The organism is Mycoplasma feriruminatoris (genome assembly GCF_000327395.2).
GTDB classification, from domain to species: domain Bacteria; phylum Bacillota_I; class Bacilli_A; order Mycoplasmatales; family Mycoplasmataceae; genus Mycoplasma; species Mycoplasma feriruminatoris.
In genome coordinates this window covers 960,283-978,538 of the sequence record NZ_CP091032.1, presented here as the reverse complement: position 1 = coordinate 978,538, position 18,256 = coordinate 960,283, and the positions used below count along the sequence as shown (strand labels likewise).

The following is an 18,256-nucleotide window of genomic DNA, read 5'->3' as shown; positions in this document are numbered from 1 at the left end:
AGGGTTTATGAAAAAATTAACTAAATTTTTAATCATATTTGGTAGTTCAGCTTTAGGTGTTACTGCTATAAGTGTGCCTTTGATCATAGCTAATCAAAAATCTCAAAAACAAGCTATAAACTATGATTTAGGATTAGTAGCTGAACCAATTAACTCTTTAAACTACATTAAATTTGCATCAGTTAGTAAAGTGTTACCTTCATTAGTTGAAGCTCCATTAAAAGCTGGACCTAGTGAAAATTTAAAAAGAATTTTATCTATTCCTGAAATTCCAATGGGAGCTTATACAAATGATGTAAGACTAACTTCAGAAGATGTTTCAAAAGGAATTACAAGTATTGATAAATATTATTCAACTAAAGAACCAAGTAGTAGTCCAACAAGTAGATTTTATGCACTAGATAATTTTGGAAATACTACTGGAACTTTAAGTGCAGATAAAAGTACTTATCATCCTGTAAGTATTTTAGAAAGTAATAATAAGATTCAATCGGCAAATATTTTGTTAAATAATGGTCAAAGTAGATGAAGTAATAATGATGAAGTTGTAGCTGATGATTATATTGATGCCCTTCACTATATTTTAGATTTATCAACTGGATCTCAAAGATTAACTAACATATTACAACGTAAATTTGCTAATGCTCAAACTGTTGTTGATTTACAAAATGAATACATTAGAAAATTTGGAGTAACTTATAATAATCCATTTCAATATCCAGAACTAAAAAAGATTGATAATAAATATGTTTATGATGTATTTAATCCAAATTACAAAGACAATTTTTATGCATCTCAAATTGATCACATTTTAAAAAACAGTTCTAAATATAGAAATAAAACAGTTTCTGATGAAGAAAAACAACAAATTATAAAAGAAGAAAAAGAAGTTTTAGATAAATTAAAATCAGCTGTTTTAAAACTAGGTTTATATTCAGGAAGATTATATTGAAATTATTCAAATAGAGAAATTTTAAGTAGCATACCTTATTCTCCTGATTTTGATCCAAATGCTGATGAAACTATAGTAATGCTACCTAATCTAGAACGTTTAAATCCAAATCTAACTAGTGAACAACTTAAAACATTTCCTCAAAGAAAAGCTGTAAAAATTAAAAAATATTTATTTACTGATCCAAGACAAAAATTTAGTAAAGATTTTGATGAACTTTTAAAACAATCAAAAGAATTAAAAGCAAAAGTTTCAGTTAAATATGATGAAAAAAATGTTGATGCTTATAACAAAGAAGTAAATAAGCATTATTCAATTGATACTTTAAAAAATGATTTTGTTGATGGTTTTGATGCTAAAAAATACAGATGACATAGAGAATTAGCTTTAGATGAATATTCTTTAAGAGTTGAATATTCAGCAACTGAACCAACTTCACTTTCAGGTGTTGTTCAAGATATGCTATCAACTTTATTTCCAATTAATAGAAAATTTGTTGAGATAAATGGTGGAATTAATGAATTTGGTTTAACTCAAGAACGCTTTTTAACAAATGGAGCATTTAATTTAGAAGATTCAGTTTTAGGTCCTCAAGGATATTTATTATTAAGAAAAAATCCAAATTACTATTCAGCACCTAAAACTATTTCAAATAAAATTAAGATTTTCTTTAGTTCAAATCCAAACATTAATGCTGCTTTATATGATGATAAATACATTGCAGCAACTAAAATACCAGCTATTAGTCAATTAGCTTATTGAACTAATCAAGACTATAGAAAATATATGAAAAAATCTGCTGGTTTTGGAACAATTGCTTTAGCTTTTAACTTAGATCAAGAAAGATATGAAAAAATAAAAGATGATAAAAATTCTGATTCACGTTTTATATATGATTCTGATTTAAGAAATGCAATTTATTATGCAATTAATCGTGATGAGATGTTAAACATTGTTGGTTGAAACTCATCATATCCAGTTATTACTTGAACTGCTTTTGGTCAAGGTTCTTCATCATTTGGAGATGCTATTGAAGTTGCATTTGATCACGATGAAATGTTTACAAAAGTTGATGCTAAAAAAGCTATACCAGTTCAAAACTATAAACATATAGATCACTTGTCAAAATCATATAATTTTGAACATGTTGATAGAACTGATAAAGGATTTGATCTAGATATTGCAAGAAAATATTTAGAACTATTTAAAAAGAAAAATCCTAACGTTAAATCATTGACTTTAAAATACATTTCAAATTCAACTGATGAACAACAAAATGCTGGAATTGCCTTACAAGATTTCATGAGAAAAGCCTTTGATGGATTTATAGATATTGAAATTAAAAGCTTACCTGAAAACGTGTATGAATATGCAAGAACTAAAGGTGATTTTGATCTATTGTATCGTAACTTTGATGCATTTGGATCTGATGCTTATAGTTATGTAAGAGTGTTTTTCAGAACTGATGGAATTGATAGTAAAAATGCAAAAACTACAGGATTTAGAAACAACCCATCTGGTTCATTTACTTATGAAAAATACTTTAGTAGTTATGGTTATAAACTAAACGAAAAAGGACAAGTAGTAATTGATGATAAACATAAAGAAGAAGCCGAAAAATTAAGAAAACGTCTACGTATAAATGATAATTTATGAAAAAAAATCATAGAACTACCATTTAGAAAAGCTGAATACAAAACTGATAATGGTGAAACTAAAAAAGAATCATTAAGTGAATATACAGAACGTGTTAATGCCTTTTTTACAAACCAATATACAGAAAAAGAAATAACTAAAGAAAAATGAACTGAACAAAGTTCATTTGGAATTATTGGAGCTTTAGAAAAAATTATTCGTGATGCAGCTCCAGTTGTTCCTTTAATGGAAGTTGATACTTATTGAGAAATTTCAAGAGTAAATGGAACTGATAATTTATTTACTTATTCATTACAATTTGCATATGATACAGCTTTCCCACCAAGTCCAAAATTACCAACTGATATTAAGGAGGATGAATAATGAAATCAAAAACAACATCTAATTTTGTTAATGATTTATCTACATTACCAAAAAATGCAATAGAGCATAAACAATATGTAGATTTTAGTAATAAAATAAAATATCAATTTGCTTGACATAAACGTATTTTTAATATTAAAACACCTTGAATTTCATCTTTATTAAGAACAATTTGAGTGTTTGTTGAGTTTTTAATTGTTGCTTTTATTGTTATTACTGCTACATTCTTTTTAATTAACTTAGTACCAGGTGGAACTGGATTAACTGCTGGACTTGATGAAGCAGCTAAAGCTGCTGTTGAAGAACATTATGGTTTAAATCAACCATTACTTGTTAGATATGGAATTTATTTATATAACATCTTACATTTAGATTTTGGAATTAGTTTATCAGTGTTTCCTGGTGAAAAAATTAATGACTTTGTTTGAGTAAGATTTTATAAAAGCTTTTTAATAGGTATATTTTCAGTTATGTTAACTTTATTAATTGGTATACCTTTAGGAGTTTATGTTGGAATGAATCCAGATAAGCTTCCAGATCATATAGCAACTGTATTAGTATCAATCTTTTCATCAATTCCATCATTAGTGTTTGCTTTATGGTTATTGTTATTAGGTCGATCAGCTAATATTCCATATATATTTGATCAAGCTAATTTAGCTTCATATATACTTCCTGGATTTTCACTATCTTTAGGTTCGATTATTGTTTATATTAAATACATTAGAACTGAATTAAATAGAGAATTAAACTCTCAACACTGTAAATTTATTTACTTAAAAGGAATTTCTAAACGTAGATTTGTTTGAACTCATGCTTTAAAACCTGCACTATTTCCAATAGCAACATTTTTCCCAGTAGTAATTTTTGGAAGTTTTATTGGTTCATTATTTATAGAACAAATTTTCTTTATTACTGGATCTGGTGGGTTGTTATTAAATGCAATTACTTCAAAAGACTTTAACATTATTTTATTTATGGTTACTCTATTTTCACTACTAACTATTTTGTCATATACATGTCGTGATGCTTTATATAAAGTAATTGATCCAAGAGTAAGAAAGAGAGCTTAAAATGTTTAAATTATCTGAATCATTTAAATCATGACATCAACGTAAAAAAAGAGCTGAATTAAGTCCAACTAATATAAGCGGAGCAAATTTAGCACCAAACAGAATTTTACGCCCTTTAGCTTATCAACAATGACAACTAGTTGGAAACATATTAGAGTTTAGTGAAACAAGTAAAATGCATAGTCAAAAAAATGGTTTTGTTGAATTCTTTTATAGATTTTCTCGATCATTTGCTGGAGTATTTGGATTTGTTATTTTAGCAAGTTTAATCATATTAGCTTTAATCATTCCTTTAACTACTAAAGATCCTTTAATTATTAATGTTGAAGATAAAAACCTAACATTTTTTACTAATGGTCATATTTTAGGAACTGATGCATTAGGTAGAGATTTATGAGCACGTTTATGACACGGATTAAGATATTCATTAACTTTATCTGTTGTTGCTACTTTTATTCAAGTACTTATAGGTTTAATTATTGGAATTATGATGGGTCATTTTAGAATATTTGATAAATTTATGACTTTTATAATTAAGATCATTTCAAACGTTCCATCAATTATTATTCTTATTACAATTACAATTATTATTAAACCTACATTTTGAGTTATGGTATTTGCTTTATCATTTACTTCTTGAACTGGAATTGCAAACCAAATGCGTTCACAAGTTTTAAGAGCAAAATCATTTGAATGAGTAAGTGCATCAAAAGTTTTAGGAACTCCAACTTATAAAGTTTTAGCTAATTATCTACCAGTTTTAATTCCTTTACTAATTACTGAAATTGTTTTTCACATTCCTGGAATTATTCTTTCTGAAACTTCATTAGCTTTTATTGGATTATCAATTCCAAATGTTGCAACTTTAGGTAATTTAATTAGTGATGGTTCAAAAATCTTTACTGTATTTCCACGTTATGTTTTAATTCCTTCATTTATGTTAATTTTAGTAACTACTTCTATTCAATTAATGGCTAATTCTGTACAAGATACTTTATTAAGACAAAGATAGGATCAATATGAAAACACAAATTAAAAACGCCCAAGGATATAGTAAAAAGTTTAAAACACCACTTGTTTATAACAATATGCCAGCTCCTTTAGATTTATTTGAAATTAAAGAAAATAATAAGTCTTTTTTACAATCATTTACTAATTATTGACAACATAAAATTAATGTAATTAAAAATCTTTTTAATAAAAAAGATCAACAAAGTGTTGATATATTTAAAGATGTTGAACAAAAAGTAGTATTTGGCAAATTAACTAATGTTGCTGCTCATATTGATGATGTTTATTTAACTTTTAAAAACCCAGCTAATCCTAGAGAAAAAAATGTAGTTTTACGTGGTCCTAGTTTAAGAATTTATGAAGGTAAAGTTCATGCTTTAATTGGAGAATCTGGATCTGGAAAATCTGTGATTACTTCTTTATTGTATGGATTAAGTGGAACTAATTCTATTATTGAATCTGGTAGTGTTAAGTTATATGGATTAGAAGTTCATAACTTTAATGAATATCAATGAGAACAATCAAAATTACGTGGTCGTATTGTTTCAGCAGTTTTTCAAAACCCTTTATCTATATTAGATCCAACAATGAAAATTGGAAATCAAATTATGGAAGGAATGCTAGTTAATAAAATTGTTGAAAATAAAAAACAAGCTTATGAACAAGCTTTAAAATATTTAGAATTAACTAAAATTTATAATCCTAAAGTAATTATGAATAAATATCCTCACGAACTATCTGGAGGTATGATTCAACGTGTTGCAATTGCATGTATTATTTCATTAAAACCAAAAATTTTAGTAATGGATGAACCAACAACAGCACTTGATCCAACAGTTCAAGCTTTAGTTTTAGATGTTATTAGAGAATTACAAGAACAATTTAAAATAGCAATTGCTTTTATTACTCACGATTTAGGAGTAGTTGCTTCAATTGCTGATTTTATTAATATTATGTATGCTGGTCAAATAGTTGAATCAGGTACTAAAGAAGAGATTTTATTACATCCTCAACATCCTTATACTTGAGGTTTAATTACTTCAATGCCAGATTATAATAAAGGTGAAAAATTACAAGTTATTCGTGGATCAGTTCCAGCTAGTTTAAATAAAATAGAAGGTGATGCTTTTGCTATTCGTAATGACTATGCATTAGATATTGACTTTTTTGAAGAACCTCCTGTTTATCAAATTTCACCAACTCACTTTGTAAAAAGTAATTTATTAGGATCACAAGCTCCTAAATATACTCCGCCAAAAACTATTTTAAATTTATGAAAAAAATACGATAAAATACTTCATGATTTATATGAAGATGATATTTATGTAACTGATGAAGTTTATAAAGATTATCAAATGAAATCTGAAGCTCAAAATAAAAAAGTTTCACTAAAAATCAAACAAAACAATGAATTATCAGAAAAACAAAATGAACAAAACAATCAATTATTAGAAAACAACAAATTAAAGAAAGATTATAATGGATAAATATTATATTGAAAAACGACCATTTAAAAAACCTTTATATCGTCAAGTGAGAAAAGGTACAACACAAATGCTTGATGCATATAAAAATAGAAAAACAGTTGTTGAGATTCGTAATTTAGATATTGTTTATGGATTTGGTGCAAAAGAATTTACTGCTATTAAAGATTTAAATTTAAATGTTTATGATGGAGAAGTTCTAGGTTTAGTTGGTGAATCTGGATCTGGTAAATCAACAATTGGAAGAAGTATAATTGGTTTAACTCCTCATAATTTTGGTCAAATTAAAATATTAGATCGAATCATTCCAAAAAATATTGAAAAAGGAAATAAATTTAGTAAAAATCATAAAGACGTTATTAATTTTATGGTTAATAAGGTCCAAATGATCTTTCAAGATCCAACTAACTCACTTAACCCTTTTAAAGATGTTAAAACTGTAGTTGGTGAAGGGTTATCAAACACTAAGAATGCAAAATTAATTTATATTACAGATTTTGATGAAAAAGTTTATAACAATATCGTTAGTCAGATTAAAACAACTGATAAATTGACTAACAAAATATTTGATTATGTTGATCAGATGACTAAGTTAACATATACTTTAGAAAACTCTTATAAAATAGTATATGAAGACTTATTAAAAGTAATTGAAGAATTAAAAACAATCGATAATAAATTGTATACTTCTATTTCTAACAAGTTAAATGAATCAAAATTACAAAGACAAACTTTAGTTAAATTAAGTGAAAAAGAATGTAAACATCGATTAATTGTAGATATTTTAAAACAAGTTGGACTTGATGAAAGTGTATTATCTCGTTATCCTTTAGAGTTTTCTGGAGGTCAACAACAACGTTTAGGTATTTGTAGATCTGTTGTTTTACGTCCTAAGTTATTAATTGCTGATGAACCTATTTCAGCACTTGATGTTTCTATTCAAGCCCAAGTTATTAATATTTTTAATGAGTTAAAGAAAAAATATAATTTAACTATATTATTTATTGCTCACGATTTAAGAATGGTTGAATATATTTCAGATAGAATTGCTGTAATTAATAAAGGTGTTTTATTAGAAATAGGACCAACTGATGAAATTATTAATAACCCTTATCATCCTTATACTAGAAGTTTATTAGATGCAGTTCCTTCAATTGAAAATGAAAAAGGTTCTTTAATTGGATCTATTTATGATCATAATGTTCATAATTATGATGAAAAAAACCAACCTATTTGACATCATGTAGGAAACAATCACTTTGTTTTAGCAACTGATAAAGAATTAGAAGTATATAAATTCGAAAATCAAAAACTAAGTAAATAAATATAATAAAAAGCTAGCTTTAAAAGCTAGCTTTTTTTAAAATAAGAATCAATTTAATTAATAATTATTTTAATAAAACATATAAATTGAAAACAATTCTATAAATAATAAAATGACTATTTATAAAATAAAAAGGCCTAGTTAGCCGACTAGACCTAAAAACTTTTTAATAAAAACCTAAATCGACATAATATCGATGGGGCAATTTTATAGTAACATTGATTTTTAAATATTGCAATACCTTTTTTAAAATTTTTTAAAAAATAATCAAATCATATAAAAACAACAACTCTATAAAAGAGTTGTTGTTTTGGTTCAATCTCCGTCTTTCGGGATCTCTTGTCACCCAGGGCCAGCAAGAACCACACTGCCAATCTTATAAATATAAACAATATTTATATAATGAATATAACATAATCTAGTTATAGTTATCAATAACAACAAACTAATACTTTTTTAAAATATTTACAAAATTAATACATAACTATAAAAATTAAAATATTTTTACAATTTAAAAATAATATCAAAATGTTTTTTAATAAATTTATTATTTTAAAAAATTCTAATTAGTATTAAGATAAAACTATAAAAGGAATTAAAAAATAAGCTATGAGTATTAGAAAGTATAATAACCCAGCTATAATTCATAAAGAAAAAAATGTTAGTAGAAAAAGTTCTAATTGACTAAAAGCAGCTTGTGCTTTTGCAAATATGAATGGTGGTACTTTAATATTTGGAATTAAAAACAGTTTAATAGTTGGATTAAAAAATATTGATTCTGATTATAACTATATTAATGAACAAATAACAAAACTAATAGAACCAAAAATTAGTTTTAATATAGAAATTAAAACTTATGAAGATAAACAATATATAGAAGTTAATGTTTTTAAAACAAATAATCAAATTTATACTTGTAATATAGATCAAGTTAAAAATGTTTATTTAAAAACTAAAAGACAAATATTTATAGCCAATTCTTTTCAACTACAAGATCTAGTTTTAAAACAACAAAACACAACTTATGATGCATTACAACTTAACATTAAAAAAGAAAATGCTAGTTTTACTAAACTAAGATCTATTTATTATCAATTAAAAAAGAAAAACATTAATATACAAACTTTAAAACTTATTGATAAAGATTATTTAACTAATGCTGGAGCTTTATTTAGTGATGGGTGTTTAGTATATCAGTCAAAGATTCTAGCTACTAAATGATTAGGAGTTGATAAAACTTCTAAAGTAGTTAATCATATAGAGTTTCAAGGAGATCTTTTATATTTATTTAAATCAGCTAAAAAGTTTATTAAAAAGAACTCTAATTTAGTGTGACTAACTAGAGATTATGACAGAATAGGTTTACCTGATTATCCTAGTCAAGCTATAAATGAATCTATTATTAATGCTTTAATACATAGAGATTATAAAACTATTGGATCTGAAATTCATATAGATATGTATGATAATAGAATAGAAATTTATTCTCCTGGTGGAATGTATGATGCTAGTTTAATTCAAGAACAAAATGTTTTTAAACTAGAAAAACAAATTAGAAACCCAATACTAGCTAATGTATTTTTTCATTTAGGTTTAACTAAAAATAATACAACTGGATTAAAAACTATAATAAATGATTATAAAAATCAGTTTCACTATAATAAAAAACTAAAACCTAAGTTCTTTTCAACAAACTCTAGTTTTGTAGTTACTTTGTATAATTTAAATTACAATAGACAATAATAATAAAAAGCAAGACAATGTCTTGCTTTTGTTTTGGATTAATAGTGTTGTTACTTTTGAGCTTCACTAATGAATTGTTTAATTCCTGCAATTACTTTTTTTATTTTTATAATTTCTTTATCAAATTCTTTTTCTTTGTTAAATGCTTCTTCATCTAAATCTAGTAATCCATATTCAAGATCTTCTTCTGCTTCAAAAATAGTTTCTTCAGTTTTTTCTTTTAGTTCAGAAAGTTGTTTTTCAAGTTGAGATTTTTTAGATTCTAATTGAGCTATTTGTTCTTTTGATTCAGTTAACTTTTTAGATAATGTTGATTCCATTTCTTTTGCTTTTTGGATTGATTCTTCTATTGTTTTAACATTATCTTCATACATTTTAGTGTATTCTTTAGTTTTAACTATTTCAGGATTGATCTTTATTAACTCTGCTGCAACAGATTCTTTTTCCTTTTTAACAGCATCTAATTCTCTTTTTTCTATAGGAAGAGTTTGTTCAGCAATTTTAATAGCTATTTTTTTAATAATTAGTTCATCAAGTTCTTTATGTTTTTGTGTTTCTAATTCTTGTTTTAGTTTTTTTAATTGACGTTCTTTTTCTTTAATTTCCTTTAATTCAGTTTTAGTTTTTTCAATAACTTTATATCTGAATCCTTCTTTATCATTAAAGTTGTAGTAGAACTCGTATGAAAAGTCATTTGTATTATTAGCGTCACTTATAATATTGTTTAATTTTTTATCTTCAGCTTCAACTTTTTCTACTTCTTTGGCTTTTTCACCGATTAATTTATCATAACTTTTTGTTGTTTCATCAATAGTTTTATAAAGAGCGTTTGCAGATGTAACTAATCCTTCTTTATCTTCAATATGTTTATCTAATTTAGCTATTTTATCATCTAGTTGTTTTGCTTTATTAACTTCCTTATCAAATTCTTTTTCTTTTGATTTATATTCTTTAACTAGTTCTCTAGCATCTTCTAATGTTTCTTCTAATGCTTTTAAAAATTCTTTAGCTTGATTGGCATTATTTTGAACATCATTTTTTACTAGATCTTTTTTAATTTCAATAATTTTATCTTCTGCTTCTTTTATATTTTGATCTAGAGATTTTTGAGTTTTTTCAAAGTTATTTTTAGTTTCTTTTATAGTCTCATTAGTTTCAAATTCTAGAATTCTTCCTTTAGTATCAATTTCTTTTACAGCTTCAGCTTTTCTTGTTTCAAGTTCTTTTACTATTTTTTCTAATTCAACAGCAGCTTTACTATGAACATTTACATTTTGTTTTTCTACATCTTTTAGATATTTTTTAACAATAGCGTCTAATCGTGCGTTTTCATCAGCTATGTTTTTTTCAGTTAGATGGAAATAAATATCTAAACCAGAAGGATCGTTTTTAGCTGAAAAGATCTCTTCAATTCTTCTTTTAAATATTTCTTTGCTAAAAGGTAGATGTTGTTTTCTATTTGATGCAAGATATTCTTCAACTCATTCTTTTAAACGTTTTTCTTCACGTTCTATATCTTCAGGAGTTGGATTTAAGTTGATATCATCACCAGTTACACTATCTCTTCAAATCTTTGCTTTGTAGTCTTTAACTAAAGCTTCATATTCTTTTTTATGTTTAGAAATAAAGTCTTTAAATGTTTTTTCATTGGCTTTTTGAATTTTGTCTAGTAATATTTTAGTTCATTCATCTAAAATGGCATCAGCTCTTTTAACCGCATCTTTATCATAATGAGTTGTGATATCTAATCCTGTTGGACTATCTCTTCAAATCTTTGCTTTATAGTCTTTAACTAAAGCCTCATATTCTTTTTTATGTTTAGAAATAAAGTCTTTTAATTCTTTTTCGTTATCTTTTTTATTTTTTTCTAGAATTTTTTTAACTTTATCAGCTAATCTTTTTTCTTCTTTTTCTAGTTGTTCTTTAGTTGGATAAAGTTGAATATCTTCTCCAGTTACATTATCTCTAAACACACTGTTTCAATTAACAGTTGTTGATGGTTTAGCAGGAGGAGTTACAGGAGGTTTACCATCACCTGGTTTCATTTCACCTGGTTTAGCTGGTTCACCTGGTTTTGTTTCACCTGGTTTAGTTGGTTGACCTGGTTTTCCTTCACCTGGTTTTCCTTCACCTGGTTTTCCTTCACCAGGTTTTTTTGGATCACTAGGATCATTAGTATTAGTAGGTTCTACTTTATTTTCTGGTTTTGCAGGTTTATTACATGCAACTACTAAAGCACCACCACTTGCACTAATCATTAGAGAACCTAATATTGTTAATAATTTCTTCATATATATTCACACCTATAAATTAAAAAAAATTTAATACTCGCTTTTAGCGTTTGTATGATATAATTTTATATTTACAAAAATTCTAAAAATGGACTTTACAAAAAAAAAAAAAAAGCAAACAATTTTGCAGTTGCAAAAATAGTTATTTTGCTTTTTTAGGTTGTTTATTTATTATTTTAATTACTATTTTAATGACATTACACAATAGTTGTAAATCTTATTAAAATGTAACATTTAGAATTTAAGACCTGTACCACTACTGTTAATTAAATTTTATAGGCGGAATAAGTTAATTATAATTATTATGTTTTTAAAGGTTGTTGTGATATAGGTTAGTGTTTTTTTTAATATGTTATTTGTTGTTTTTTAAAAATACAAAATTAATTTATGTGTTTACTTGTATAGTAGATATTTTCTAATTTGTTAATATTAATGTCTTTTAAGAGTTTTAAGAAGATCTTCTAATCAGTAATTTCACATCTCATATTTTCAGAATTCTTTACTATTCTTTAGATCCTTAATACTGTCTTTATAATTTCTTAAATTACTTTCAACATCTGTTATTACACTTTCCAAGCTATTTCCAGATCCAGTTAGTTCTTCTACCTTTTTATTGATATTAGTAATTATTTCATTAAATCTTTCTTTTTCATGCTTTCATTCATTTACTTCTTTACTTGTATCTAATGTTTTAAAGTAATCTTCAGTTGCATTACTTGCATTAGTTAAAAATTCTTTATCTTTAGCTTCTTGGAATAATTTTTCAGCTAAAGGTTTTAATTCTTTTTCTAATGAATCACTAAAGTTTACAAGTTCATGTAAAACTTCTGCTTCTTCTTTATCTTTAGCTTTTTCTTTTGCTATTTTTTGAATCTTTTCCCATCTAATTTTTGCATCTTTTACTTGATCTGCAATTTTATCATCAAATAAATCTGCAACTAAACTAGAAGAGCTGTCTTTAAAGAATTTATAATGTTTATTATTTTGTATAACCACTGTGTCTAAAGCTAAATCAATATCTTCACCAGTTACACTATCTCTTCAAATCTTTGCTTTGTAGTCTTTAACTAAAGCTTCATATTCTTTTTTATGTTTAGAAATAAAGTCTTTAAATGTTTTTTCATTGGCTTTTTGAATTTTGTCTAGTAATATTTTAGTTCATTCATCTAAAATGGCATCAGCTCTTTTAACCGCATCTTTATCATAATGAGTTGTGATATCTAATCCTGTTGGACTATCTCTTCAAATCTTTGCTTTATAGTCTTTAACTAAAGCCTCATATTCTTTTTTATGTTTAGAAATAAAGTCTTTTAATTCTTTTTCGTTATCTTTTTTATTTTTTTCTAGAATTTTTTTAACTTTATCAGCTAATCTTTTTTCTTCTTTTTCTAGTTGTTCTTTAGTTGGATAAAGTTGAATATCTTCTCCAGTTACATTATCTCTAAACACACTGTTTCAATTAACAGTTGTTGATGGTTTAGCAGGAGGAGTTACAGGAGGTTTACCATCACCTGGTTTCATTTCACCTGGTTTAGCTGGTTCACCTGGTTTTGTTTCACCTGGTTTAGTTGGTTGACCTGGTTTTCCTTCACCTGGTTTTCCTTCACCTGGTTTTCCTTCACCAGGTTTTTTTGGATCACTAGGATCATTAGTATTAGTAGGTTCTACTTTATTTTCTGGTTTTGCAGGTTTATTACATGCAACTACTAAAGCACCACCACTTGCACTAATCATTAGAGAACCTAATATTGTTAATAATTTCTTCATATATATTCACACCTATAATTTAAAAAATTTATACTCGTTTTTTGAGTTTTCATAATATAATGATAAATTTATATTCTTTCAAAATGGAAAAATTGCAAAAAAAAAAAAGCAAACAAACCCTATGCACATCGTACTTTTTAGCTTGTTAGCTTTTAAAATTAAATATTATTTAACAATAATTTCTTTATTTTCTAGTTTTTGTTTACTAATTGAGATTCTTTTATAAATAAGTTTATTTAAATAATAAGAAAATATATAACCACCAATAAACACACTAAATATTCCTATATTTACAAATATGTATTTAATAACACCAATATTATATGGAGAAATAAAACTATAAGGAATTCTATTTTCTCAAATCTTTTCATCTAAACTAATATTTGGTAATAATCTTAATAACAATCATAAAGAATAAAAACATAAAATACTAAATGTTTGTAAAACACCTAATCATACTTGTTTTTTAGTTTTTTGATCATTTAAAGGAAATAAACTAAAATAAGTTATTCAAATAAATGGAATAATTACATGAATTGCTAAAGCTCTATATAAAGTGGGAAAGTCTTTATCATCATTAATAATCGCTTGACCCATAATAAACCCAGCCACGTATAATAAAAAGATAAATATTGATCATGAAGTAAAAGTATATTCAGTATATTTATAAACATATACTTTTTTACTTACAAGCATTCTTGAAAGTTTAAAACTACAAAAGATCATTACAAACACAGCGTATCATTCACTTAAAAAAGTAATATCTTGTAAGAAAATCACATCAGCTGATAATGTTTTTTTATTATAAAAACCAAATGTTTTAGTTATAAAATAAAGAACTAAACAAGAAATAACAAAAAATAATAAGACAAAAGAAATAATTAATTCTAATTTAAAATTTCTTTGCTTTCTAAATTCTTTAAATTGTTTTAGCATCACAACCCCCAAATTTGTCATTAATTTTGTTATTAATTAAAACAATAACTAAATACATTAAAAAATATAAAATAAATGAACCAAAAGACAAACTCATAAAAAGAGCTCATCCAATATTTGATGGTTGTAATGAAGTGTATAAAAACGGTTTATCAATTAAGTTTTCTTGAACATTTGGAACAGTTCTATAAGTAATTCAAGTTATATAACTTAACCCAACAGCTAGTATTCTTCACATTCCAATTAACTGGCTTTTTTTAGAAACGATCACATTTGTTCTAAAAAAGATTAAATATAATAACATACTAATTGGTAGTAAAAAATGAACGTTAATTACTCTTAATAAAGCTGATCAATTACTAATATTTGCTGGTTCTTTAATTAGTGAAATACACACAAAAATAAGTCCTGTTGAAATTAACATACTAATAATGAATAACTCTAATAAATGTGCTTGATAAAGCTGTTTTTTAATAAAACTAAAATATAAACAAATTGCTGCATAAAATGTAGTTATTCATAATCCTCATATAGCAATTGAAGATGAATCTAAAGCTAATATAATATCTAAATTAGTTTGTACTTCAACATATACAACATTAAATGCGTGAGTAATTCAATATAAAAAATTAGTTAGTAAATTAAGAGCTAAGATTATTGAATAAAAAATAGCATCACTCTTAATAGATCTTTTTTGTATTTTCATTTTAACCTCTAATCATAACAATATACTATCAAATATCTTTTTAAATACAAAACATAATTATTTTAACTTATTACTAATAAAAAAAGTGTTATTACTATAACACTTTTATTAACCTATTTTAGTTTTAGTGCTTTCGTCTTCGTGAGGTTTTTTCTTTTTTCTTTTTTTAGTTTGTTTTTCTTGTTCTTTAATGTCATCCATTCTAGCAACAAGTTGTAATAAAACATCTTTTGCAATTATTAAATGTTTTAGTTTTTCAGGATCATTAATTTGTTCAACCATATTATTAAAGTTTTGATTAATTTGATCAATAGTAATTGAAGCAATATCAACATCGTTTTGTAGTTCTTTAATTAGTTGAGTTATAGCTTGTTGATCATTTTCAGGACTAATGATCATTTCAGCTCTTCTTTCTAATTCTAAAACTAACCCTAACATTACATCTCTTTGGATTCTTAAACGTCTTAGTTTTTGTTTATCATCTTTAAAGATTTCTTCTAGTTCATCAAAACGATCATTAATTGCTTTGTTGTTAATATCAGTTGGTTGTAAACCAGTTTCATATAAAATTTCTTCTATATCTTTGTCTGTAATTTCAATTCGTTCTTCACGTTGTTCTTCGTCTTCAACAACTCTTAAAATAACATTAGCTAAACTTTGAACAACTTCATTTGCTATATTAACTTTCATTTTATTAAATAGATCAGTTGCTTGTTCAACATAAATTGCTAATGGGTTATTTTGAGCATATTGTTGTAAATAAATACCACTTTTTAACTTACCAGCAATATCTAAATGTTTAGTTCAATATTTATCAAATGAATCTAAAATAATTTTTCTTTCCATTCCAATAACTACATCATCTGGAATATCTGAAATTCTTGCTTTATATAATTGCATCATAGCATCAGCAATTTCAACAGCTAGATCCATTTTTTCTTTATTATTAAAATCATCAATTCTAAATTTATTTTTAGGAACTAATGTACCATCAATTGCTTCTAGTAATTCTTGTTTATTAATAGTTTTTTCACCATGAACTAAATTAGAATGTTTTTCAATTAATTCATAAGCAGCTGTAATTTGCATTTTTTCAATAACAACACTTAGATCATTTGCTTCTAAAATATCATCTCTTTGAGCATAAATAATTTCACGTTGTTGGGCTAAAATATTATCATAATCTAAAACATTTTTACGTTGATCAAAGTTCATTCCTTCAAGTTTTTTTTGTGCATTTGTTACTGCTCTTGTAAACATTTTAGATTTAATATAATCATCACCTAAAGCTTTAAAACGTTGTCTTGTTTTTGGAGCAGTGAATCTCATCATTAGATCATCATCCATTGAAATATAAAATCTTGATAATCCAGGATCACCTTGTCTTCCAGATCTACCTCTTAGCTGATTATCAATTCTTCTTGCTTCATTTCTTTCAACACCAAAAACACGTAACCCACCTAATTCAGCAACACCTTTAGCTAGTTTAATATCAGTACCTCTTCCAGCCATGTTAGTAGCTAGTGTGATAGCTCCAATTTCTCCAGCTTTTGCAACAATTTCAGCTTCTCTATCGTGATTTTTAGCATTAATTGTTTCAAATTTTAAGTTAGCTTTTTTTAGATATCTTGCAATTTGTTCACTTGATTCAACACTAGTTGTTCCAATTAAAATAGGAGCACCTTTTTTATGTGATTCTAATACATCTTCAACTAATTTTTTTAAAGCAGCATTTTTAGTTCCAAATGTTAGATCTGGTTCATCTTTTCTAATTACAGGTTTATTTGTTGGAGTTTGAATAACTCTTGTGTTATAAATTTTAATAAATTCTTCTTCTTCAGTTTTTGCAGTTCCAGTCATTCCTGCAATTTTTGAATATAGTCTGTAAAAGTTTTGATAAGTAATTGTTGCAAGTGTTACAGTTTCTTCTTCAATTTCAACATTTTCTTTTGCTTGTAAAGCTTGTTGTAATCCATCAGAATAACTTCTTCCTTGCATTATACGACCAGTAAATTGATCGATTAATAAAATTTCATTATCTCTAACTGTATATTCAACACCTTCTTTAAAAGCAAATTGAGCTTTTAAAGCATTCATAATTAAGTGAAAAATCTCAGTGTTTTCAATAGCAAATAAGTTGTTTAAAGAAAAGAATTCATTTGCTTTTCTCATTCCTTGTTCATTTAAATAAACTTGTTTTGATTCTAAATCAATATCTAGATCATCATGTTCTTTTAAACTTAAAGCAAAATTATTAGCAGCTTTATATAAGTTAATTCTAGAAGAAGTTCCTCCAGAAATAATTAAAGGAGTTCTAGCTTCATCTATTAAAACTGAATCAGCTTCATCAATAATACAATAATTTAACTTTCTTTGAACTTTTAAACTATAATCACTAACCATGTTATCTCTTAAATAGTCAAATCCAAGTTCTGCATTAGTTGTATAAGTAATATCTTTATTATAAGCTTCTCTTTTTTCTGATTTAGATAATGCTGATCCATTTAATCCAACACTAATTCCTAATAAATCAAAAACTTTACCATTAATTTCACTATCTCTTTTTGATAGATATTCATTAACAGTAACAATATGAACACCTTTACCAGATAATGCGTTTAAATAAGCTGGAAAAATACCTGTTAAAGTTTTACCTTCTCCAGTTCTCATTTCAGCAATATCTCCAGAGTTTAAAATGATTCCACCAATTAATTGCACTTTATAAGCATTTAAACCCAATACTCTTCTTGCTGCTTCTCTAGCTACAGCATATGTTTCAATTAAAATATCATCTAAAGATTTTCCATTTTCTAACATTTGTTTAAATTCTTGTGTCTTTAAAATAAAATCTTCATCTTTTAACTGACGCATTTTAGGTTCTAAAGCAATGATTTTATCAGCAATTTTTCCAAATTTTTTTAACAGTCTTCTATCAGAAACCATTAGATCC

The 18,256-nt window shown here is 25.6% G+C and carries 11 protein-coding genes; 6 read left to right on the top strand and 5 right to left on the bottom strand.

Features of this window, described 5'->3' with window-relative positions:
* The first annotated feature begins 7 nt into the window (after positions 1–7).
* The 6 genes from D500_RS04125 (at position 8) to D500_RS04100 (ending at position 9,606) form a co-directional block, all read left to right on the top strand.
* Complete coding sequence (locus D500_RS04125) at positions 8–2,971, top strand: periplasmic substrate-binding domain-containing protein (RefSeq protein ID WP_008363106.1); 2,964 nt, start codon at positions 8–10, stop codon at positions 2,969–2,971.
* Positions 2,971–4,044: an ABC transporter permease gene (locus tag D500_RS04120; RefSeq protein WP_008363108.1), complete on the top strand. Its 1,074-nt coding sequence runs from the start codon at positions 2,971–2,973 to the stop codon at positions 4,042–4,044. Before D500_RS04125 ends, D500_RS04120 begins: the two co-directional genes overlap by 1 nt.
* A gap of 1 nt (position 4,045) precedes the next feature.
* Positions 4,046–5,056: an ABC transporter permease gene (locus D500_RS04115; RefSeq protein ID WP_008363110.1), complete on the top strand. Its 1,011-nt coding sequence runs from the start codon at positions 4,046–4,048 to the stop codon at positions 5,054–5,056.
* A 7-nt stretch (positions 5,057–5,063) separates the two neighbouring features.
* Positions 5,064–6,542, top strand: coding sequence for an ABC transporter ATP-binding protein (locus D500_RS04110; protein WP_008363111.1), 1,479 nt, complete (start codon positions 5,064–5,066; stop codon positions 6,540–6,542).
* Positions 6,535–7,863, top strand: a complete 1,329-nt coding sequence (locus D500_RS04105) for an ABC transporter ATP-binding protein (RefSeq protein ID WP_008363113.1) — start codon at positions 6,535–6,537, stop codon at positions 7,861–7,863. The genes D500_RS04110 and D500_RS04105 overlap by 8 nt, the downstream gene beginning before the upstream one ends.
* 609 nt (positions 7,864–8,472) lie before the next feature.
* Positions 8,473–9,606 carry an ATP-binding protein gene (locus D500_RS04100; RefSeq protein WP_008363115.1) on the top strand — a complete coding sequence of 378 codons (1,134 nt, stop codon included), beginning with the start codon at positions 8,473–8,475 and terminating at the stop codon, positions 9,604–9,606.
* Between the two features lie 50 nt (positions 9,607–9,656).
* On the opposite strand, the gene D500_RS04095 is transcribed toward D500_RS04100, so the two are convergent.
* The 5 genes from D500_RS04095 to secA form a co-directional block, all read right to left on the bottom strand.
* Positions 9,657–11,897, bottom strand: coding sequence for an MAG6090-like repeat-containing lipoprotein (locus D500_RS04095; RefSeq protein WP_239759437.1), 2,241 nt, complete (start codon positions 11,895–11,897; stop codon positions 9,657–9,659).
* Positions 11,898–12,326: 429 nt separating this feature from the next.
* Positions 12,327–13,664 carry an MAG6090-like repeat-containing lipoprotein gene (locus D500_RS04090; protein ID WP_239759432.1) on the bottom strand — a complete coding sequence of 446 codons (1,338 nt, stop codon included), beginning with the start codon at positions 13,662–13,664 and terminating at the stop codon, positions 12,327–12,329.
* Positions 13,665–13,829: 165 nt separating this feature from the next.
* Entirely contained in the window at positions 13,830–14,600 is a 771-nt protein-coding gene (locus D500_RS04085) for a hypothetical protein (protein ID WP_008363531.1), read from the bottom strand.
* Positions 14,584–15,306: a hypothetical protein gene (locus D500_RS04080; RefSeq protein ID WP_008363529.1), complete on the bottom strand. Its 723-nt coding sequence runs from the start codon at positions 15,304–15,306 to the stop codon at positions 14,584–14,586. Before D500_RS04080 ends, D500_RS04085 begins: the two co-directional genes overlap by 17 nt.
* Before the next feature lie 108 nt (positions 15,307–15,414).
* Positions 15,415–18,249, bottom strand: a complete 2,835-nt coding sequence (gene secA / locus D500_RS04075; protein ID WP_008363526.1) for a preprotein translocase subunit SecA — start codon at positions 18,247–18,249, stop codon at positions 15,415–15,417.
* Between the last annotated feature and the right edge of the window lie 7 nt (positions 18,250–18,256).